A 19,056-nucleotide genomic window follows, 5' to 3' on the forward strand; every position below is an offset into this window, starting at 1 on the left:
TGCGAAGGAGCGGCTTCCTGATGGACGGCGGCGTGACGGCGTCCTGCTGGTACGGAGAACTCGCTCCGAAGTGACGGGCCAGAAAGCTGCGCAACCCGTCAAATACCTCAAACCAGCAATCCATCTCCAAGGAGACTCATCATGCAACTCAAACGTCCCGGCTCGCAGCCATCCGCAAAAGGCCCGGAGGAGTACTTCACCGGGAACGTGCGCATCGACATGCTCAACATTGCCCCCGCTCCCTCGCGCGTGTCATGCGCGAGCGTCACGTTTGAGCCCGGTGCCCGTTCTGCGATGCCGTACTTCTTCAACTCACCCGCTTGGAATCCGAACTCGGTGCACGGCACCCGATTCCGTTGGGAGTTGCGAACGATGTCGAACACTCGGTCGAAGGTCACGGTGACCTGATTCATGGGCGCTGGGCTGAAATTTTTGGCTTGCTGTCGATCACTCTACCGGCCACGGGCAAGGCCACGATGCTTGATCGCAGCAAAACTGGCAGGCCGTGACGAAAGTCCGGTTGTGGCCGATCTGAGTCACAGATCGGCTCGCTGCGAACGACGGCTCCCGCTTGCTCAACTGCCTTTAAGCGGAGGAGGGCGGGAGTAGTCGTAGATGCGCGATAACGCGCTGCTTATCGACCCCGATCGGAGGCCGTCGATGAGTCCTGGCACTACGGGCGTCCAAGCGTCCGATTCCTCAGTCCCATCCCGGCGACGGGGGCGCGCGGTGTGCAGCTGGAAGAGGTGGTCCAGGCGGCCGACGCGCTGTTCGCCCGTAGCCTTAACCGACCATTGAGCACTTGCGCCAGGACCTCGGCGGCGGCTCGCCCAACCGCTTAACCATACCCTCTATTGCGTCCACATCATTTATCGCGGACGCGATGCCTGTGACGTCTTTGAAACCGGCAGAAGGCTAGTGCGGGAGTGTGAGTCTTGGGCGCCAACGCCAAGCGCCAATCGTGCAAATTCTGCTCGCTGGGGCGTTGCACGGCTCTCTGGCGTTGCGAGCGAAAGGGGGCAAATCTCCCACTCGACCTGTTGGCCGCGATTGCGGAGGCGACCCGCGTGGCGCACACAGCACATTTTTCGGGGCTCCTTGGCACGCTCAGACCGTTCACGGCGCGCGCAGTCGGTGACACTGCGGCGAGAGGTCGGCTCGCCGGCGAGCAGGGCGAAAGTCTACGGGAATAGGGGTGCGACGAGCCAGCAACTTCGGTGATTTTTCTGTGTCTTGAGGGAGTACACGGGCGGATACTGCTCCGATTTTTGAAGCTCGAGGACGTGCCCACCATGATTGAAACTCGCTGGCCGCCGATCCTGCGATGGTCGACTGACGCCGTGCCTGCGTCGCAACGTTTTGACTATTTTCAGCAAATGCTGGAAACCGCTGTCATTCCGATGTGGGTGTCAAGCGACCGCCGCGACGTCTTCCGAAACGAGGTTGCCGCAGCGACTCTCGGTCCCGTCTCGGTCCTCCGCATCATCGGAAGCCCGCATTCCTCTCATCGCGGAGCCAAGGAAATCGAGCGCAGCCTAGAGCGTAGCTTTCACCTCATCGTCAACTTGGTGGCGCCTTGGATGCTCGAGCACGCTGGCCGCAATCGGCTCATGCCTGGTGATGCCATTTTGACGGACTCGGCATTCGGACACATGCTGCGGACCGATTGTGACTACGACATCGTGCATCTCAAGTTATCCGAGGGATGGCTGCGCCAGTGGATACCTTCGCCCGCGGCCTTGGTTGGCCGCCGCATCTCCGTCACATCCGGTTGGGGGCGGGCGCTGGCTGCCTATGCGATGCAGCTCACTCCCCAGTTTGTGGTCGACTCGCCGCTACCTTCACCGATACTGGCCGATCAGCTGGGCGCGCTGCTTGCGCTGGCTGCTCATGAAGTGTCGGGTACCGTGCTGCAGCCCAGGCCAGCCGAGAAAGGTCTGCGAGATCGGATCTCCGAGACCATCACGCAGCGCTGCACGGAGTCTTCGCTCACGGCGGCGGAGGTCGCTGATTCGCTGAAGATTTCGGCGCGTACGCTGCATCGCAGCTTGGGTTGCTTTGGCGAGAGCTTTGGCACGTTGCTGATGGCTGCCCGTTCGGGCGTTGCACTGCGCATGCTCGAGTCGCCGATCCATCGGCGATTGACCGCTGCAGAGATCGGGAGGCGCAGCGGCTTTGTCGACGCTTCGCATTTCTCGCGGGTCATGCGCAGCCGGGTCGGACGTACGCCAAAGCAAATTCGGGCAGCCGCCATCCCGGTTCCCGATGCTGAGGAGCATTGAAATGGAGTCTCTTGCCCCTTCCGAAATCCTGCGCTGGTCTACCAGCGAAGTACCGTCCTCCCAGCGATTCGACTACTTTGCGTCGGCGTTAAGCTCAGCCCTTGTTCCCATGGGCATCGAGCTCGAGCCGGGATTGCGCGATGGTCTCCATGCGGAGATGACGCTCGCTCAATTGGGGCCGATCGCCATAAGCCGACAGAGGGGCAGCGCCCATCGGTCCTACCGTCGAGCCCCCGAGCTGTCGCGCAGCGGTGAGCATACTTTCCACCTGATCATCAACCTGGTTTCGAACTGGACTATGTCGCACTGCGGAGAGGTTCGACTCGCGCCTGGCGATGCCGTGCTAGCAGATTCAGACTTCGAGCACCAACTCGAGATGCCCGACCGCTATGAATGCATGCATCTGAAGCTCGCGGCCGATTGGGTGCAGGGCTGGGTGAGCGAGCCGGCCGTCTTGGTTGGACGCAAGATCCCCGCCGACTCGAGTTGGGGCCGTGCTCTGACTGCCTTCGCTTCGCAGTTGACGCCGCAATTCTTCGTCGATTCACCTTTGCCGCAAAGGGTGGTAACGGACCAGGTGGGAGCGCTGCTTGCGCTCGTAGCGAGCGAGGTGGGGGGCGTGACGAGAAGAATCACCCGAGGCGAGGTCGCGTTGCACGACCGTATCGAGGCTTGCATCGTCGAGCGCTGCGCGGAGCCTGCACTTGACGCCGGACAGGTGGCTGAAGCCTTGGGCATTCCGACTGAGCTTCTGCACGGGGCGCTCGCGGTGCGTCGACAGAGCTTTGGCGAGGTGCTGATGGGTACCCGCGTAGGCATCGCGTCGCGGATGCTCAAATCTCCGATCTTCAAACGCCTGAGTTTGGAAGAGATCGCCACAAGGACGGGCTTCGCCGACGGCTTGCACTTGGCGAAGGCGTTGCGAGACCGCACCGGCTTGGCCCCTTGGCAGATGCGCTGTCATTGACCCTCGTGTCCCGAGTGATCGCATGAAAACTCCCACGATTTCTCGCTGGTCGACCGACGGGATCTCCCAGCGCGAGCGCTTCGACTACTACGTCGATGCCTTGTCTTCGGCCCTCGTTCCCATGGAGGTGCAGTGCCTTGACCGTGGGGGGTTCTGGGCCGACATGGAGATTGCCGATCTGGGTTTGGTTTCTGTGGTGCGGCAACGCGGATGTCCCCATCGTGCCTACCGCGCGGATCCCGAGTTCGGTCGCGACGAAGCGCGCACCTTCCATATCCTGCTTTCCCTCAGTTCGCCATGGAGCATTTCGCACATAGGTGAGCATTGCATGGAAGCAGGCGACGCATTGGTCACCGATTCGCGCTTCAACCACGATATTCATATCGATGCGACTTACGAGTTCGTCCATCTCAAGTTGTCCGAGACCTGGATACGTCAATGGGTGCCGCATCCTGATGTGTTGGTTAGCCGTCGCATCCCGGGTGCAGATGGCTGGGGCCGGGCGCTGACGTCCTATGTCGCACAGCTGTCTCCACGCTTCCTGACTGAAAGCCCGTTGCCGCTGGGCGTGATCACAGATCAGGTAGGAGGGGTTCTGGCGCTCCTGGCCAACGAAATCGACGGCGGCACGTTTCGGACTAGTGGTGCCGGTCTTGATTGGCGACAGCGCATCCACGATTCGATTCAGGAGCGCTGTGCGGAGCCTTCCCTTACTGCGGCGAGCGTTGCAGAGGCGCTGGGTATCTCGACGCGAACGCTGCATCGGGGCTTGGCCCGCTTCGGCGAGACCTTCGGTGGAGCCCTCATGACAGCCCGGACGAACTTGGCTTTACGCATGCTGGAATCGCCGCTGTTTCGCCGCCTGACCACGGCGGAGATTGGCCGGCGCGCAGGCTTCGTTGACGCGTCGCACTTCGCGCGCGTCTTTCGCCTGTACTTTGGCGCAACGCCAGCGCAGATTCGTCGAGGGAAGGGCACCGCGACGCGCGAGGCGAATGAGGAGCAGGCGCCGCTTGAACCTGATCGATAGCGCCGTCACGCCGACTGACTGGATTGATATGCCGGGAGCCATACCCGGAAGAGGTCTGCACCAGTTGACGCGAAATTGACTACCAATGCTGGATTTGTGCAAGAGCTACCCAGCGCGGGGACCGATGCTCAGATGGTCCAACGCAAACCATTCGCTCGCCGCATGATCGTCGCCACCACTCCGACCTATGGTCCGGATGCGCCGGCCGTCGTGCTAGTGCCCGATGCCTGGACAGATGGTTCGGCGTGGGGTGATGTGATCTCCAGGTTGCAGATCAGGGGTCTGTCAGTGTTGGCCGTGCAGCACCCGCTAAGCTCGCTGGTCGAATGTGCGGAGGCGGTGCGTCGTGCCGTTGCCGCGCAGAAGAGCTCGGTCGTGTTGGTCGGACATGGCTGGGGCGGAGCTGTCATCAGCCAGGCAGGCACCGCAGCAGCGGTGCACGCGCTGGTCTATGTGGCTGCATACGCGCCGGACATCGGCGAAAGTGTGGAGAGCCTGCGGCGCGGCGATGACGCTTTGGCCTTTACCGACGTTTTCCAGCTTGATGCGGCGGGTTGGCTGGACTGCCCGCAGGATGCGTGGCCGCAATACTTTGCCCAGGACCTGCCCAACATCAATTCCCGAGTGCTCGCGGCTACGCAGCGGCCGATACGGATGGAGTGCTTGGAAGAGAAGCTCACCGATGCGGCCTGGCATGAGCGTCCCTGCTGGTTTCTGATAGCCGAGCGCGATCGTGTGATGCCTGCAGCGCTTCAGCGCCGCATGGCGACACGAATGAGCGCGAAACAGTACAGTGTGCGATCGAGCCACGCGCTATTCATGTCTAGGCCGCGGGAGACGACTTCGATCATTCTCGAGGCGATTGACACGGTAATGCGCAAGTGATCAGGATCGAGGAAGAGGCCTGCGACGTGAGATCTCTCCCGACAGGAAGGGCAATTCGCGCTTGGGTTAGGACTGCCCTTCACTGGGCCCTTCGATCTGTCTTACCGCAGGCCCTGAGGAAGGACGGCAACTGGCTGTCAAGATGGCGCGTTTGATCATCAAGCTGGTGCAGCCGAATGCCGAGGTTCGCGAGGAACTTCGCGCCGTCTACGAGCTCGACGCCGACATGTTGATTCGCATCGGACAGGTGGTCGCGGCCGAGTTCGCCACCATCGCTGCCGTCAACGGCTACTGGGTTCGTAAGGGCTAGTCGCCAAGGCCGTCATGGCCAAATCCCTGGATGCCCGTTCAGTGTTTGAGTTGCTCATGGTTGTCTTGATCGCGGTCGGGCCGTGGGCGCTCGGTTGGCTCACCTGGTCTCAAGAGGCGCACAACCAGGACCGCAATGCGGCGTCAGGCTCCAACCCGGCAGCCGTACAAGCCCTCAAGCCACCGGCGCCGTGACGCCGGGACCGCCGAATTGCTTCCGCGGGGCATCGTAGACCGCCAAGCGGCGCAGGAATTCGATCCGCCGCGGGCCGGAGAGCAGCGCCGGCAGCGATTGCTCGTAGGCGAGTCGGTAGGCCTTTGTGAGATGGTTCGTGATGAAGTGTTCGCGCGAGCACGACCAAGTCTCGTAATTGACGATCACGTTCGAGTCGTTCATATCTTCGTGCACCGACGTGCCTACGAAGTCCGGCTCATGAGACATCTCCTCGATGATCTTGAAGAGGAGCGCGCGTGCGTGATCTCGCACTTCGGGACGAAAGGGTAGGTAGACGATAAATGACACACCGTCGCCGATGGTTTCGCTCGTATTAGTCATGGCATACCCCTGTCTGTCGAGAGTTGCCTATGGTGCATGGCCAGAATGGTTCGGGATTGAACGTTTGCGGCAGGGTTGGATGAATTGCGAGGGATTATTGACGGCGCTGACCTTCCTGCGCCATTGCTGCAGCTCTTATTCAAGATCGAAGTCATGCCACGCTGAATGATGACGCCTTTTCGGGATGAAGGCGTCCTCATGAACAGATCCATGTGCTTGGTCACTTTCGTAGGAGCGGCAAGCATCTTCTCGCTGCTTTCGACGGCGACCTACGCCTTCGATACACCGGCCGCACCATCACAGTGGTTCGTGCAGGCAGGCTTCGCTGGCGGCACTCGCAGTGCGACACTTGGGCTACGCTGGCCATGGGAGTGGCGCTCACTGTCATGGGGCGCAGAACTTACGGTGTACACCGAGGCCTCGATCTCGTTCTGGACCTTCGACGATGCCAATGGCAGGAGAGCGAATCTCTATCAAGGGGCGATCGGGCCCGTGGTACGCCTGCGCCCCGATAGCGGAGCGGCCGCATGGTTCGTCGAGGGCGGGATCGCCCTGACGAACATGACGCATCGCTACGAGACTGACCGCAAGTCGTTCTCGACGTGCTTCAATTTCGGCACCCAACTGGCTATCGGGCACGACTTCGGGGCGCAGCAGGCGCACGAGGTGTCGCTGAGAATCGAGCACTTTTCCAACGCAGGCGTGCGCAAGCCGAACCCGGGCGAAAATTTCGTGCAGCTTCGTTACCCGATGAAGTTCTGAGCCTGCAGTCCCGCATGCTGGGGGCCATTTGCAGCAAGGGCATTCAAGGCATTGCGCACTGGTCGTCATAGCCTTCAGTGCATGCCCAACAACATGCAGAGCCGGTGATGGACAGCACGCTGCTCAGTCTGCTCGGAGCCTTCGTTCTCTCACTCATCGGCCTCTTCGCCTTCATCTGGTCGCTGCGCAAGGGCCTGCTGGTGGAGAATCCGCGCGGTGCCTCGGTGATCTTCGTGAGCGGAGAAGTCGGCGACGTCGACGACCCGGCGCTAGGTGCCGACGCACGCGCTTCGCTGCAGCAGGAAGCCGATCGGGCGCGCGGCGCCGAACCGGTGGCCGGCGGCGCGATCGACGACAGCGAGCTCGAGGAGCGCCGCGCGGCCGATCGGTCCTCGGCCTTTCCGGTCTTCATGTTCCTCGCGTTTGCCTGCCTCTGGCTGCTGATCGGCTCGGCCGCTGGGCTGATTTCCTCGCTCAAGCTGCACGAGCCCGACTGGCTGGTGTCGCAGGCCTGGATGACCTTTGGGCGGCTGAGGACCGTGCACCTCAACGCCGTCCTGTACGGCTGGATCACCAATGCCGCGCTTGGTGTGATCCTGTGGGTGCTGCCTCGGCTCCTGCGCCAGCAACTGATGGGTGGCATCTGGGCCATGATAGGCGGATCGCTCATCAACACCGGCATTGCCGGCGGCATCGGTGCCATCGCAGCGGGGTGGAGCGACGGGATGGAATACCTCGAGATTCCGTGGCCTATTGCGACCTTCATCTTCGCCGGCTTCGCGCTCGTGATCCTTCCGGTGCTCTTCACACTGGCAAACCGCCGCGTCGAGCACCTCTATGTGAGCGTCTGGTACATGGTAGCGGCGCTGCTGTGGATCGCCTTGCTGTTCCTGGTCGCCAAGCTGCCGGGTGTGCACACGGGAGTGCAGCAGGCCACGACGAACTGGTGGTACGGCCACAACGTGCTGGGCCTGTGGTTCACGCCGGTGAGCGTGGGCGCCATCTACTACTTCCTGCCCAAGACCATTGGCCGACCAGTGCGTTCTTACAACCTATCGCTGCTGGGCTTCTGGACCTTGGCCTTCTTCTACGGGCAGGTCGGCGGCCATCACCTGATCGGCGGACCGGTGCCGGGCTGGCTGGTCACGCTGTCGATCGTGCAGAGCGTGATGATGATCATTCCGGTTGTGGCCTTCGGCATCAACATGGCGTCGACGATGAAGGGCCGCATGCACCTGGCCATCTATTCGCCGACTCTGCGCTTCATGATGTTCGGCGGCTTCATGTATCTCGCCTCGTCGCTGCAGGGGTCCTTGGAGGCTCTGCGCAGCATCAACGCGGTGACGCATTTCACCCATTTCACGGTCGCCCATGCCCACCTTGGCGCCTATGGCTTCGTGTCGATGGTGCTGTTCGGCGCCATCTATTTCATGATGCCGCGGGTGCTGCATTGGGAATGGCCCTTCCCGAAACTGATCGCTGCTCATATCTGGCTCGCCGCAGTGGGCATATGCATCTACTTCGCCGGACTCACCGTTGGCGGCTGGCTGCAGGGCGTGGCAATGCTCGACGCGTCGCGGCCCTTCATGGAATCGGTGCGCCTCACGTTGCCGTATCTGCAGGCGCGCTCGGTCGGCGGTTCGCTAATGGTGCTCGGTCACGTCGTGTTCGTAGGCCATTTTCTGGCGATGGCGCTGCGCTTCGGCCCCGCACGTACCGGCGCGGCGCTGTTCTGGCAACAGGCCCGGCAAACCCCGATGAGTGCAGTGCATGGACAGTGACATTCGCCTCGCCGCAGGCGCCATGGTGGCGCTGGGCTGTGCCACCGCCGCGCTCGTGGTCATGCCGTACATCGAGGTGAGGGACATTCCTCCCGCGCCAGGCCTTCAGCCCTATAGCGCCGCGCAGTTGCGGGGGCGGCAGGTCTACATTGCCAATGGCTGCGTGTACTGCCACACCCAGCAGCCACACGACCGCAAGGTGGGGCCCGACGCCGCGCGCGGCTGGGGCAGGCCCTCGGTGCCGGGGGACTACGTGTTTGACAACCCGCACCTGTTGGGCAGCATGCGCACCGGTCCCGACTTGTTCAACATCGGCGTGCGCCAGCCGGGCAAGGATTGGCACCTGGGACACCTCTACCAGCCACGCGCCTTCGTGCGGGGGTCGATCATGCCGGCCTTTCCATACCTGTTCACCGTCAAGGAAGCGCCGGATGCCGACGAGCAAGCGATTGTGTTGCCGCCGGGCTGGGGGCCGGGTTCCGGCCGCGTGGTGGTGCCGACTCCGGAGGCGCTCGACCTCGTCAAGTACCTGCAGGCGCTGAGGCACGACGACCCAATCCTGCCGCCTCTGCCGCGGCCCTGATCCGCGGAGTCCACCATGCCGCCTTCATCCCGCGCGCAGCGCGACGCCGCCCAGCTACGGGAGACCGCCGACCCGGTCGAGCGCACCCGCCCCATGCCGCTGGCCGTGGCCGCCGTCACGCTCGGCGTCGTGGCAGTGGGCGTGGCCTACATCCTTCTGTCGGAGCCGACGGGCCCGGCGTTGTACGGTGACCGCCGCACAATCGCCGACCTGCGCGGCGAACGGGCGGGCCAAGGGGTGGGCGGAAAGGTCGATGGCGCGCAACTTTTCACCACGCATTGCGCGGCCTGCCACCAGCCGACGGGGCAGGGGCTGCCAGGCGTGTTTCCCCCGCTCGACGGTTCGGAATGGGTGGGGGCGCAGGGGCGCGTCATCGCGAACATCCTGCTGCATGGCGTGACCGGGCCGCTCACCGTGAAGGGCCAGAGCTATTCCGGTGCCATGCCGTCGTTCGCCCGCCTCGGCGATGCGGAGCTCGCGGCCATTGCGAGCCACGTGCGCGGCGCGTGGTCGAACAAGGCGGGGCCTGTCGATGCCGCGCTGTTCGAGAGCGAGCGCAAGGCGAGTGCAGCCCGCGGCGAGCCCTTCGCGGGCGAGGCCGCGCTCCAGGTGCTGACCAAGCCGTGATGACTTCGCACACCGCCCCCGCAGCGATTTCGATCGCGCGCACGGCGGGTGCCACGCTCTCAGTGATCGCGCTGGCCTTTGCAGCGGCACACTGGCTCTCGCTTGGCTTCGAGGTATGGACGGCCGAAGGCGCGCGCCGGCTCGCATGGGTGCGGCAGCCGGCGGCGGTGCCGGAAGTGGTTGTCGAAAGCCCCGGCCTGCAAGCGCAGCCGCTGGCTGGCCTGTTGTCGCAAGACGGGCGGGCGACGCTGGTCGACTTCGTCTACACGCGTTGCGAGACCGTGTGCTCGGCGCTGGGCGGCGCCTTCCAGCAGGCGCAGGCCGCCATCGTGTCGGCCCCGGGTCTGTCGCGGGTGCGGTTGCTGTCGATCAGCTTCGACCCCACGCACGACGATGTGCCGACCCTCGCGGCCTACGGCGCGCGGCTTCCAGCCGATCCGGCCGTGTGGCGGTTCGCGCGCGTGGCGGATCCGGCGCAACTGCGCCGGCTGCTCGACGCCTTTGGCGTCACGGTGATCGACGATGGCCGTGGCGGCTTTGAGCACAACGCTGCCCTGTTGGTGGTTGACCCGCGTGGTAGGCTGGTGCGGGCTTTCGACTACGACGAGCTGCAGGGCGCGCTGCACTACGCGTCGTCGCTGCCCGCAACTCACGGCGAAGCGCCATGACGCCACGGGCCGGCTTGCGCCTGGTGGTGGCAGTGGCCACGGTGGCGGCGGTTGCCGCCCTGGCCTTCACCCCGCTTCGGTCGATGCTCGAGGCCGGCATGCGGCCGCACATGTTGGTGCAGTACCCACTGCTCATGCTGGCCGGCGCATTGATCGCATCCGTGCTGCCGGCATCTACCACGCGTCCGATCGCACGGTTCAACGGCTTGGGCATCAGCGGGCTCACGCTGGCCGCCGCCGTGCTCGCGGTCGCGATGATTCCGCGCGTACTCGACTTGGCGCTGCTCGACACGCGCGTCGAGGTGCTGAAGTTCGCTGCGCTCATGGCCGCCGGCGCCGTCGCTCCTGCGTCGTGGCGCGCGGCGGGCGCGGTGGTGCAGGCTTTCTTTCTGGGCATCGCGCTGCCGATGACGGTGGCCGCCGGCTCGGCCTATATCGAAGCGCCTGTGCGGCTTTGTAATGCCTACCGGATCGACGAACAGCAACGGCTGGGCGCCGAGCTGATCGTGGTCGCAACCCTGTGCGGCGTGGCCTGGGTCACGCTGACGTTGTACCGACACGCTGTGCGCGGCGATGGCGCGTGATAGTTGCGCCGCCTCACGGCCCGGCCGTCGTTGCGCCTGAGGACGGGGCTTGCTGCAATCGCCGAAATTGCCGCATTCGCCGGTAGCGAAGCACACGTTCCGCCAGCACCGCCAGCAGGCACAGTCCTGCGGCGGCGGCAATGGCGACGAAGTAGTCCAGCGAGGCCATGAAGCTCGACTGCTGCAGCAGCAGGCCGTTGACCGTGGCGGTCGCCATGCGGGTGGCGGTTTCGGGGTCGTGCGTGGCGCCGTAGCGCTGAGCGAGTATGCGCAGCGTGTCCTGCAGCGCCATGCTCGACGGGCCGAGCGCCTCGCCCACGCGCACGTAGTGCAGGGTGGTGCGCCACTGGATGAACAGCGTGGCGATGCACATGCCCGCGGCCACGCCGAATTGCGCGAGCACGTTCTTCACTTGGTTGGCGTGCGAGAACAGCGTCTCATCGCGCTGCAGGTCGCGAAAGGTCTGCACCGCCGTGGTCGACAGCACCGCAATCACGAACGCGCCGTTGCACAGCAGCGCTGGCAGCAAATGCGCCTCGGGGTCCACTGTTTCGCTCAGGCGGCCTAGCAGGATGCCGCAGGCGGCCAGCAGCGAGAAGCCGAGCACGTAGTAGCGCGTCGGCCCGGGGTTGCGCGGGACCAGTCGGGCCAGCAGGATCCATACCATCACACCGCCCATCGCGCCGATCGCTACGTACCGGCCGATGACTTCCAGCGGCAGGTTCAACCCTCGCAACAGCAGCAGCGGGACGGCCGTATTGTTGCCCCCCAGCAGCGCGTAGCTCACGCCGAAGGCGGCCAGGCCGATGAGGTAGCGGCGCTGCGACATCTCGTGCAGACGGATGGCCGGCAGCTCGCTGCGAAGCACCAGCCAAACCGCGAGCACAAGCGCGAGCGCGCCGACCGTCACATAGACGTACAGCGATGGACGCTCCGAAAAGAAATCAAAGGCGCTGCGCTGCAATGCGAAGAGCACCAGCGTGCTGCCGCCCGCCAGCGTGACGAGGCCGCGCGCATCGAAAGGCGCATGCGCCAGCGGTGGAAGGCGCGGCAGCGCGATTTCGCCGAACATCGCGATCAGCGCGGCCGGTACCACCTGTGCCGCGAAGGCGAGCCGCCAGTCCTGCACCGACAGCGCCGCCGATGCCAGCAGTGGCCCGCACACGCCGCCCCAGGCGATGCCCGAGGCAAAGAACTTCACGCCCGTGAAGCGCTTGGGCGACGGCGGAATGCGGTTCACCAGCACGCGCCCGGCCGTGAAGAAGGATGCGCAGCCCAGCGCCGTGACCAGCCGCCCCGCGGCGAAGGAGGCCAGCGTGTCGCTGGTGGCGCACACGATCGCGCCGGCCGCGAAGAGGAAGCTCGCGCCGCGCATGAACCAACGCCAGCCCAGGCGCTCGACCAGCCAGCGGTGGTTGAAGATCATGCCAATGGCGGTGACAGCGTAGAAGGTGGCCACGAGGCTGTACTCCTCCGGACTGGCGCCGATGTCGCCCATGATCGGTGCGGCGTTGAAGGCGAAGACACCCGTCTGCAGAAAGTCGCTGAAGGGCAGCGCGCCGATGAGCAGCAACAACGAAAACTGCTGTACGCGTGAAGGTTCCAGCGCAGGGGGGGACGTCGGGACGTCGCGCATGTCGGACATGGCAGTCCACGTGTTCAGCGGGAAGCGCTCACGACGAGAAGGTGCCCGTGCGGCCGTGCGCCCGGCGGGGATGCCGGGGACGGGCTCGCGCCGGTCTTGCGTGTTGTCGCCCTTGCGGGGTTCTCCGCCAGGTTCTCGCTGATGATCCGTCGTACCGCTTCGTCGGCAGCGCGGTCGTCTCCGTCGAACACGTTGGTCACGGCCGCCGTCGGCCGAGCGACCTCGTCGAGCCGGGCTCCGTCGGAGCGGTGCGTCTCGACGGACACCTCTACCGACAGCCCGATGCGCAGCGAATGCGCTGCGACCTCGCGCGGGTCCAGCAGGATGCGCACGGGCACGCGCTGCACCACCTTGATCCAGTTGCCTGTCGCGTTCTGCGCGGGGAGCAGCGCAAAGGCTGCGCCTGTGCCCGCACCAAGGCCGGCGACGATGCCGTGGTAGCGAACGTCGCTGCCGTACAGGTCGGACACCAGCGTCGCCGACTGACCGACGCGCAGGTGGCGCAGCTGCGCCTCCTTGAAGTTGGCATCGACCCAGATGCCGTCCAGCGGCACTACCGTCATCAGTCCTGCGCCGGCCTGCACCCGCTGGCCGACCTGCACGCTGCGCCGAGCCACGAATCCGTCGACCGGTGCGTGCACTTCGGCGCGGCGCAGGGCCAAATAGGCCTCGCGCACGCGTGCCGAGGCGCGCAACACGTTGGGGTGGCGTTCGACCGTCGTCCGGTCGGTCAGCGACATGTTTGCTGCAAGCTGGGCCTGAGCGGCGCGCGTGGCGGCACGGCTCGAAGCAAGCGAGCTGCGCGCCGAAGCCAGCTGGGTGCTGGCGTGCTCGAATTCCTCGCGACCGACGGCGCCGTCCTGCACCAGCGCGTCGCGACGGCGTGCGTCGACTTGAGCCCGCGCGAGCTCCGATTCGAGCCGACTCACGTCGGCTTGACGCAGTGCGATCTGGGCACCGAGCACCTCGTTATTGGCATAGAGGGTACGCACCTCGCGCACGGTCTGTGCCAGCTGCGCCTCGGCCTGATCGAGCGCCACGCGCGCGTCTGACGGGTCGAGTCGCACCAGCGGCTGCCCAGCGCGCACGAAGTCGGTGTCATCGGCGCGCACTTCCAGGACGGTGCCAGCAGTCTGCGGCGTGATCTGGATCACGTTGCCCTGCACGTAGGCGTTGTCGGTGGTCAAGGTGGCTCCGAAGCCCAGCGCCTGGTAGCCGATGTAGCCAAAGGTGACGGCCAGGACCAGCCCGCCGAAGGCGAAGGCGAGCAGGTTGCGCGACGTCCTTTCGGCAGGAGCGGCACGGGCGGAGTCCGGCGTTGGAATGGGCGCAGGGGCTTGGGTCGGTATGTTCATGGCATGAATTCCCGGAAGACCCGATGGTCGGCCGTATGCCGTCTTGCTTCTTTCATGAATCGGGTCGCCTTGGACGAATCCGATCACGCGATACGGCCGAAACATCTGTTGCTTGATGGCGGCCAAATGCGCCCGCTTTGTGCCATCGTCCGGGCGTGCTTCGCGCCATGATCTTCGCCTTGTCGATCACCTTGGAGTCACCATGCCCCTTCGAAGATCCGCCGTCGTCCTGGCCCTCGCCTGCACGGGTGGCCTGCTCGTCCACGCACCGCCTGTCGCCGCACATGAGGGTGGCGAAGAGACTGTGTCGCCCAAGTTCACGCAGGCGCTGCCTAACGTGCCGGGCAAGACCTTCACCACACTCATCGTCGACCTTCCGCCGGGCTCGAAGGCGCAGCCGCATCGCCATGGCCAGGCCTTCGTCTATGCCTACGTGCTCAAGGGCTCCGTGCGCAGCGCTCTGAACGACGAGGCGCCGCGCGTTTACCGCACCGGCGACAACTGGTTCGAGCCGCCCGGCGCGCGCCATCCGTTGACCGAGAACGCGAGCCGCACGCAACCGGCCCGTCTACTGGTGGTGTTCGTCGCGAACACCGGCGATGCGCTCAAGACCCCCGACCAACCTTGAAAGAGAAAGCACCATGGAACAACGTCTGGACCATCAAGCCATCGCGCCCGAAGGCATGCGCAGCCTTGGCGGCGTCTATATGTACGTGCGCAAGTCGGGCCTGCCGCACGAGCTGGTCGACCTCGTGTACCTTCGCGTGTCGCAGATCAACGGTTGTGCCTATTGCGTGTCCTCGCACTCGCGTGACCTGTTCAAGGCCGGCGTCCCGGCAGGCAACTTGCTGATGCTCACGACCTGGCGCGAGGCCGGTGCCGTGTTCTCTGCACGGGAGCGCGCTGCGTTGCAGTGGGCGGAGTCGCTCACAACGGTGTCGCAGACGCATGCGCCCGACGCCGACTACGAAGCCCTGTGCGAGCAGTTCAGCGAGCGTGAGCGCGTGGACCTGACGCTGGCCATTGGGCTGATTAACACCTTCAACCGGCTGGCGATTGGCTTCCGAAAGACGCCCGAGGCCGTGACACCCGAATGACGAGCAACTCACAATTTGCCGCATTGCCCATTTCACCCCGCTGGCATGAGCGTCGATTCCGAAGGTCACCCCGCGCGGGAAGCCGCTGAACGGCTTGAAGGACTGAAAGACGTGCTGCACCAAGGCGGGCCGGCGCGCATGTCTTGTTTGACCGGCTGAACGATTCGCGCGCGCGCATGGAGAGCACTTGCCGCTCGCCGCAGTCACGCCCCTGCATCAACACATCGGCATGCCTGAGTGACGTAGGCGAGTGCATCGCAGCGCTCGCCTCGGCGGCCGCGCTAAGAACTCGGACACTGGGGAGTCCTGCTGGAAGGCCTCAACGAGGGAGATCGCGCTGCACGACTGGTACGAGTTCGTCAACGTGGCCATCCCCGCCCGTCGCTCAAAGTTGACTCATGCCGCCGTCAATGATGATCTCGGTTCCGATGATGTAGGCTGACTCAGTCGCCGCCAAATGCAGCACGGTCGATGCGAGTTCAGCGGGCGTGCCGAAGCGGCCGAGGGGAATCTGTGCCTGGATCGCCTTGGCGGTTGATTCCAAGGCTGCCGCGTCCATGCCCAGCTTGCCATACAACGGGGTCTGTATTGGACCTGGACTAACCACGTTTACGCGAGCGCCCTGCGGCAGCAATTCTGCCGACATCGTCTTTGCGAGAGAGATCACGGCCGCCTTGCTCGCCGCGTACACGGCGGTGTTCGGCATGCCGATGTGCGCGTTGATGGAGCCGTTGATGATGATCGACGCTCCTGCGTTGAGCAGGGGTGACAGTGCCTGAATCTGGAAGAAGACGCCTTTGACATTGACATTGAAAGATTCGTCCCAGAAGGCTTCGGTTACTTCGGCAAGACTGGCGAACTTGGCGATGCCGGCATTGAGAAACACCGCGTCGAGCTTTACCCCCTTTTCGGCTATGGCGGCTGCAAGTTCTTTGGCGGCGCCAGGAGCACCGGCGTCGTTGCAGATTGCGATCGCGTCCGAGCCTAGCTGGGCGCGTGCCTGCTCGAGCGCAGTGGTATCGCGGCCAGTGATGATGACGCGCGCGCCCTCGGCGGCGAACGCCTTGGCGGACCCGAAGCCGATGCCGCTGCTGCCGCCGGTGACCAGAGCGGTCTTGTTTTGAAAACGATTCATGGTGAACTCCAGTGCTGTGCGTGTTTCGGAGACGGTCGTGACTGAGACATGAGGTTGCTGGACGATTAAGAACGTTCTCGTAGCTTGCAGAAGGGACGCCCTTCGATTTGCGCCCAGATGCATGCACGGATGCACGCGACTACGACGCGAGGATCCTCGGTTGCGGGAGAGTTGTTGAGCACGATGAGCATGCTGTTGCCTCCGGCCAGTGTAGGTGCTGTCGATGAAGTGATCAGAAGCCACTGGTGAACGTATGTCACAGGCCTGACGGCGGCTCCTTCGCATTGCTTCAGCCGCCAGTGTGATACCGCTGTCGATAATGATCTGGCTCGCGCGCGCCAAGCCTCATACAAAGGATGGGACAAGAGTGCCAAGTCTTGATTCCGAACATCTTGCGGCTGCATGGACTCGGCCGAGCTTGCACTTGTGTTGAGCGAAGCCGTACTTGTGCTGGGATAGATCGACCCCTCAGGTTTGGCGGCCGCCTTCCTTGAGATCGCGATCGGTGTCCCTGGCAGCGACGTTCCCATCCGGACTTATGTTGGTGCCGCGAACAGGCTCATGAGCGGCTCCTGCGCGGTCTTCGGTGGACCGATGCCGCTTGTGGGATTCCCTGAGTCATTCCTGCGCTCGCCGACCTCTCACACCTCGAAGTCCCGATAGCGCGCCTATTGTCGTTCGCTGAACGAGATCGGGTAAGCCGTGGTGCGCAGGCTCAGCATGGGATCTGCCGCTTCGATTCCCGAATGCGCCAGTCCTGGGAGGAAGAGCGTCTCTTTGTCGGTCGATGGGTCATCGGCCAATGACTTGATCGTGATCACTCCCAACTTGACCAGTTTGCGGTCGTTGGGCCAGGCGATGGACGGGTCTTCAATCTTGTCGCTGTCGTCGGCAATCTGCGCATACCAATCGAAGACGATCGGGCCCTGGCCAAGCCGCTGCGAGAGTTCTTCGCGCAAATAGTCCACGCCCTTGGCCTTCGACTCCTGCGGCGACAGGTAGTGTTCACCGGCTCGCGGAACGAATCGATAGCGCACATGGATCGATTTGCCCGCGGCATTGGTGTACCTGAACGAGTTCACGCCGAAGTAGGCGGCTGTGGCGTACGACACAGGCGGAGGTTTCTGCGTCGTCAGGAAGGTCTTGGCGATCGGATGGGTGGTCAAGAATCGTTCGGCCGCCGTCGGATGAACAGCGTCCGGCCCGCTTGCGCCGACGCTGCGCAGCAAGGCCGCGAACTCGTCACTGGTCGACGTGGGAAAGCCGTTGAAGCTGTGGGTCACGACGTCGAAGGCCTCGGCGTCCTTCGACTGGATTTTGATTGCGAAACCGTGTGGATTCGCTTCCGGAATGTTGTCGGGAATATCCGGAATGCCGGTGAAATCGGAGAACCGAGCCGTCACCGGCAGCGTGCCTCCCGCGAAGATCGGCGCCTTTGAGAGCGCCTTGGCACCAGGGTCAGCGATGAAGCCGCCTTGGAGAATGACTCCCTTCGCATGCACCGCGCGCGCATGGTGCTCACCGAAGGCGACGTGCAGCGCATCTACGAGGTCTTTCGGTGACTGGTCCGGCAGGACCGATTCAGGAGAGGCGCCTGCAGGCAGGGGCATGGTGGCGGCCATGACTGCGGAAATGGTGACGGCGGCAGCAATGCTGAGTCTCGTCGCGCGAAATGCAAGCTTGTCGTCGTGGTCGTCCTGAATGCTCATGGGGAAGGCTCCTTGCGTTTGGGCCGCACGGTTGCGGCGGAACAATTCTTGACTCGAAGCGAACAGCGTTCTTTGCTCAGGCTGCCATCGCGTCGAGCAGTCCTGGACCTGCGTGCCAGCGGGCGCGCCGTTCAAGGCGCCTTGCTGTCGAGGAACCGCACCAGCGCATCCATCGTGGGTTGAGGAGCTTCTTCCATCAGCCAGTGGCCGGCGCCCGGAACTATCACCCCGTTGACATGGCTGGCGACCAGGCGTGCCTGCGTGATCAGGAAGTCGCCGGATGCCTTCTCGCCCCCCATGACCAGCATGGGCATGGACAATGGGGTTTTCGCGAAACCTGCGAAATCCCGGGCGTCCTGTTCGAAGGTGTGGAAATACTCGAAGGTAGCGGCCATGGCGCCGGGCTGCGAGTACTGGCGTGCGTAGTAGCGGCGATCGGCTTCGGGGATCGAATGCCTGGCGTCTGCCGCGAAGTCGTTCCAGAAATGCTCGAGATAAATGCGCTCGCGGCCCTTCACAAGCTTCTCAGGCGTCTCGCCATAGAAGTTGAAATGCCACTTGTCTCGCAACAGCCAAACTTTCTGCCAGTCGCCGACGCCGGGCAGGAAAGCATCCATCAGCACGATGCTCTCGACCTCGTCCGGATACTGCGCCGCATACGCGTACGCCACCATCAGGCCGATGTCGTGGCCCACAATTTTGACGCGCCTGAAGCCCAGCGACTGCACCAGCGCGTGGATGTCCTGCGCCATTGTTTTCTTGTCGTAGCCCACGGGCGGCCGCGACGATCCGCCGGCCCCGCGCAGGTCGGGGGCTACCACCGTGCGCGTCGTGGCCAGACGCGGCATCAACGGCAGCCACATGTGGCTGGTCTCGGCGTAGCCGTGCAGGAGGACGACGGGCGTGTTGGGGCCATGACCGGCCTCGTTGTTGTGTAGCCACACGTCATTGACGCTGGCGGAGTGGGTCGTCACGGAGCCGGACTTTGGGGCGGCGTTGGCCCCTGTCACGCTCGACACAGCACATGTCAATGCCAGAAGCAGGGCAGAAACCAAGATCTTCATGGGGAACCTCGCTGTTG

The 19,056-nt window shown here is 64.1% G+C and carries 20 protein-coding genes and 1 pseudogene; 15 read left to right on the forward strand and 6 right to left on the reverse strand.

The genetic code is table 11. The features are described 5' to 3' along the window. Positions 1-141: 141 nt before the first annotated feature. The 7 genes and pseudogenes from AC1DYD_RS17050 to AC1DYD_RS17080 all read left to right on the forward strand — a co-directional run. Positions 142-291, forward strand: a pseudogene (locus AC1DYD_RS17050) ((R)-mandelonitrile lyase); the annotation flags it as partial. 1,001 nt (positions 292-1,292) lie between these two features. Then, positions 1,293-2,282, forward strand: coding sequence for a helix-turn-helix transcriptional regulator (locus tag AC1DYD_RS17055; protein WP_478173929.1), 990 nt, complete (start codon positions 1,293-1,295; stop codon positions 2,280-2,282). A gap of 1 nt (position 2,283) precedes the next feature. Further along, the gene (locus AC1DYD_RS17060) at positions 2,284-3,249 is read left to right on the forward strand and encodes an AraC-like ligand-binding domain-containing protein (protein WP_478173930.1); all 966 of its coding nucleotides are present in this window, start codon (positions 2,284-2,286) and stop codon (positions 3,247-3,249) included. 22 nt (positions 3,250-3,271) lie between these two features. Continuing rightward, the gene (locus tag AC1DYD_RS17065) at positions 3,272-4,279 is read left to right on the forward strand and encodes a helix-turn-helix transcriptional regulator (protein WP_478173931.1); all 1,008 of its coding nucleotides are present in this window, start codon (positions 3,272-3,274) and stop codon (positions 4,277-4,279) included. 162 nt (positions 4,280-4,441) lie between these two features. Beyond that, on the forward strand, positions 4,442-5,164 hold the full coding sequence (locus AC1DYD_RS17070) for an alpha/beta fold hydrolase (RefSeq protein ID WP_478173932.1): 723 nt from the start codon (positions 4,442-4,444) through the stop codon (positions 5,162-5,164). Positions 5,165-5,258: 94 nt separating this feature from the next. Next, positions 5,259-5,474 (forward strand): hexameric tyrosine-coordinated heme protein, encoded by a 216-nt coding sequence (locus AC1DYD_RS17075; RefSeq protein ID WP_478173999.1) that lies wholly within the window; start codon positions 5,259-5,261, stop codon positions 5,472-5,474. A 14-nt stretch (positions 5,475-5,488) separates the two neighbouring features. After that, positions 5,489-5,668 carry a hypothetical protein gene (locus AC1DYD_RS17080; RefSeq protein ID WP_478173933.1) on the forward strand — a complete coding sequence of 60 codons (180 nt, stop codon included), beginning with the start codon at positions 5,489-5,491 and terminating at the stop codon, positions 5,666-5,668. Here the strand turns inward: AC1DYD_RS17080 and AC1DYD_RS17085 are convergent. Next, positions 5,649-6,029 (reverse strand): putative quinol monooxygenase, encoded by a 381-nt coding sequence (locus AC1DYD_RS17085; protein WP_478173934.1) that lies wholly within the window; start codon positions 6,027-6,029, stop codon positions 5,649-5,651. The two genes, AC1DYD_RS17080 and AC1DYD_RS17085, sit on opposite strands and share 20 nt — an antisense overlap. A gap of 198 nt (positions 6,030-6,227) precedes the next feature. Between AC1DYD_RS17085 and AC1DYD_RS17090 the strand changes: the two genes are divergently transcribed. The 6 genes from AC1DYD_RS17090 to AC1DYD_RS17115 all read left to right on the forward strand — a co-directional run bounded on the left by AC1DYD_RS17090 (position 6,228) and on the right by AC1DYD_RS17115 (position 11,034). After that, a complete protein-coding gene (locus tag AC1DYD_RS17090; protein WP_478173935.1) occupies positions 6,228-6,791 on the forward strand; it encodes an acyloxyacyl hydrolase in 564 nt (187 codons plus the stop codon). A 107-nt stretch (positions 6,792-6,898) separates the two neighbouring features. Next, positions 6,899-8,572: a cbb3-type cytochrome c oxidase subunit I gene (locus AC1DYD_RS17095; RefSeq protein ID WP_478173936.1), complete on the forward strand. Its 1,674-nt coding sequence runs from the start codon at positions 6,899-6,901 to the stop codon at positions 8,570-8,572. Continuing rightward, on the forward strand, positions 8,562-9,155 hold the full coding sequence (locus tag AC1DYD_RS17100; RefSeq protein ID WP_478173937.1) for a cbb3-type cytochrome c oxidase subunit II: 594 nt from the start codon (positions 8,562-8,564) through the stop codon (positions 9,153-9,155). The genes AC1DYD_RS17095 and AC1DYD_RS17100 overlap by 11 nt, the downstream gene beginning before the upstream one ends. A gap of 15 nt (positions 9,156-9,170) precedes the next feature. Further along, complete coding sequence (locus AC1DYD_RS17105; RefSeq protein WP_478173938.1) at positions 9,171-9,782, forward strand: c-type cytochrome; 612 nt, start codon at positions 9,171-9,173, stop codon at positions 9,780-9,782. Next, a complete protein-coding gene (locus tag AC1DYD_RS17110) occupies positions 9,782-10,450 on the forward strand; it encodes an SCO family protein (protein WP_478173939.1) in 669 nt (222 codons plus the stop codon). Before AC1DYD_RS17105 ends, AC1DYD_RS17110 begins: the two co-directional genes overlap by 1 nt. Next, positions 10,447-11,034: a hypothetical protein gene (locus AC1DYD_RS17115; RefSeq protein ID WP_478173940.1), complete on the forward strand. Its 588-nt coding sequence runs from the start codon at positions 10,447-10,449 to the stop codon at positions 11,032-11,034. The genes AC1DYD_RS17110 and AC1DYD_RS17115 overlap by 4 nt, the downstream gene beginning before the upstream one ends. A 13-nt stretch (positions 11,035-11,047) precedes the next feature. Here the strand turns inward: AC1DYD_RS17115 and AC1DYD_RS17120 are convergent, their stop codons facing one another. Together AC1DYD_RS17120 and AC1DYD_RS17125 are read right to left on the reverse strand one after the other, a co-directional pair. Further along, positions 11,048-12,610 (reverse strand): MFS transporter, encoded by a 1,563-nt coding sequence (locus AC1DYD_RS17120; protein WP_478173941.1) that lies wholly within the window; start codon positions 12,608-12,610, stop codon positions 11,048-11,050. An 83-nt stretch (positions 12,611-12,693) separates the two neighbouring features. Continuing rightward, on the reverse strand, positions 12,694-14,034 hold the full coding sequence (locus tag AC1DYD_RS17125) for an EmrA/EmrK family multidrug efflux transporter periplasmic adaptor subunit (RefSeq protein ID WP_478173942.1): 1,341 nt from the start codon (positions 14,032-14,034) through the stop codon (positions 12,694-12,696). 202 nt (positions 14,035-14,236) lie between these two features. Between AC1DYD_RS17125 and AC1DYD_RS17130 the strand changes: the two genes are divergently transcribed. Further along, the gene (locus tag AC1DYD_RS17130; protein ID WP_478173943.1) at positions 14,237-14,662 is read left to right on the forward strand and encodes a cupin domain-containing protein; all 426 of its coding nucleotides are present in this window, start codon (positions 14,237-14,239) and stop codon (positions 14,660-14,662) included. A 13-nt stretch (positions 14,663-14,675) separates the two neighbouring features. Then, on the forward strand, positions 14,676-15,131 hold the full coding sequence (locus AC1DYD_RS17135) for a carboxymuconolactone decarboxylase family protein (protein WP_478173944.1): 456 nt from the start codon (positions 14,676-14,678) through the stop codon (positions 15,129-15,131). 385 nt (positions 15,132-15,516) lie between these two features. Here the strand turns inward: AC1DYD_RS17135 and AC1DYD_RS17140 are convergent, their stop codons facing one another. The 3 genes from AC1DYD_RS17140 to AC1DYD_RS17150 all read right to left on the reverse strand — a co-directional run bounded on the left by AC1DYD_RS17140 (position 15,517) and on the right by AC1DYD_RS17150 (position 19,039). After that, positions 15,517-16,266: an SDR family oxidoreductase gene (locus tag AC1DYD_RS17140; RefSeq protein WP_478173945.1), complete on the reverse strand. Its 750-nt coding sequence runs from the start codon at positions 16,264-16,266 to the stop codon at positions 15,517-15,519. A 668-nt stretch (positions 16,267-16,934) separates the two neighbouring features. Further along, positions 16,935-17,975: a catalase family peroxidase gene (locus AC1DYD_RS17145; protein ID WP_478173946.1), complete on the reverse strand. Its 1,041-nt coding sequence runs from the start codon at positions 17,973-17,975 to the stop codon at positions 16,935-16,937. Positions 17,976-18,106: 131 nt separating this feature from the next. Beyond that, a complete protein-coding gene (locus AC1DYD_RS17150; RefSeq protein ID WP_478173947.1) occupies positions 18,107-19,039 on the reverse strand; it encodes an alpha/beta fold hydrolase in 933 nt (310 codons plus the stop codon). Positions 19,040-19,056 lie beyond the last annotated feature (17 nt).

Source organism: Variovorax sp. P4_B11 (genome assembly GCF_056402355.1).

Coding starts and splice junctions, on each gene's coding strand:
- AC1DYD_RS17085 (WP_478173934.1), bottom strand. CDS start 6,029: ATGACTAATACGAGCGAAACCATCGGCGACGGTGTGTCATTTATCGTC.
- AC1DYD_RS17150 (WP_478173947.1), bottom strand. CDS start 19,039: ATGAAGATCTTGGTTTCTGCCCTGCTTCTGGCATTGACATGTGCTGTG.
- AC1DYD_RS17130 (WP_478173943.1), top strand. CDS start 14,237: ATGCCCCTTCGAAGATCCGCCGTCGTCCTGGCCCTCGCCTGCACGGGT.
- AC1DYD_RS17070 (WP_478173932.1), top strand. CDS start 4,442: ATGATCGTCGCCACCACTCCGACCTATGGTCCGGATGCGCCGGCCGTC.
- AC1DYD_RS17105 (WP_478173938.1), top strand. CDS start 9,171: ATGCCGCCTTCATCCCGCGCGCAGCGCGACGCCGCCCAGCTACGGGAG.
- AC1DYD_RS17125 (WP_478173942.1), bottom strand. CDS start 14,034: ATGAACATACCGACCCAAGCCCCTGCGCCCATTCCAACGCCGGACTCC.
- AC1DYD_RS17065 (WP_478173931.1), top strand. CDS start 3,272: ATGAAAACTCCCACGATTTCTCGCTGGTCGACCGACGGGATCTCCCAG.
- AC1DYD_RS17110 (WP_478173939.1), top strand. CDS start 9,782: ATGACTTCGCACACCGCCCCCGCAGCGATTTCGATCGCGCGCACGGCG.
- AC1DYD_RS17145 (WP_478173946.1), bottom strand. CDS start 17,975: ATGAGCATTCAGGACGACCACGACGACAAGCTTGCATTTCGCGCGACG.
- AC1DYD_RS17135 (WP_478173944.1), top strand. CDS start 14,676: ATGGAACAACGTCTGGACCATCAAGCCATCGCGCCCGAAGGCATGCGC.
- AC1DYD_RS17095 (WP_478173936.1), top strand. CDS start 6,899: ATGGACAGCACGCTGCTCAGTCTGCTCGGAGCCTTCGTTCTCTCACTC.
- AC1DYD_RS17055 (WP_478173929.1), top strand. CDS start 1,293: ATGATTGAAACTCGCTGGCCGCCGATCCTGCGATGGTCGACTGACGCC.
- AC1DYD_RS17060 (WP_478173930.1), top strand. CDS start 2,284: ATGGAGTCTCTTGCCCCTTCCGAAATCCTGCGCTGGTCTACCAGCGAA.
- AC1DYD_RS17115 (WP_478173940.1), top strand. CDS start 10,447: ATGACGCCACGGGCCGGCTTGCGCCTGGTGGTGGCAGTGGCCACGGTG.
- AC1DYD_RS17100 (WP_478173937.1), top strand. CDS start 8,562: ATGGACAGTGACATTCGCCTCGCCGCAGGCGCCATGGTGGCGCTGGGC.
- AC1DYD_RS17140 (WP_478173945.1), bottom strand. CDS start 16,266: ATGAATCGTTTTCAAAACAAGACCGCTCTGGTCACCGGCGGCAGCAGC.
- AC1DYD_RS17080 (WP_478173933.1), top strand. CDS start 5,489: ATGGCCAAATCCCTGGATGCCCGTTCAGTGTTTGAGTTGCTCATGGTT.
- AC1DYD_RS17090 (WP_478173935.1), top strand. CDS start 6,228: ATGAACAGATCCATGTGCTTGGTCACTTTCGTAGGAGCGGCAAGCATC.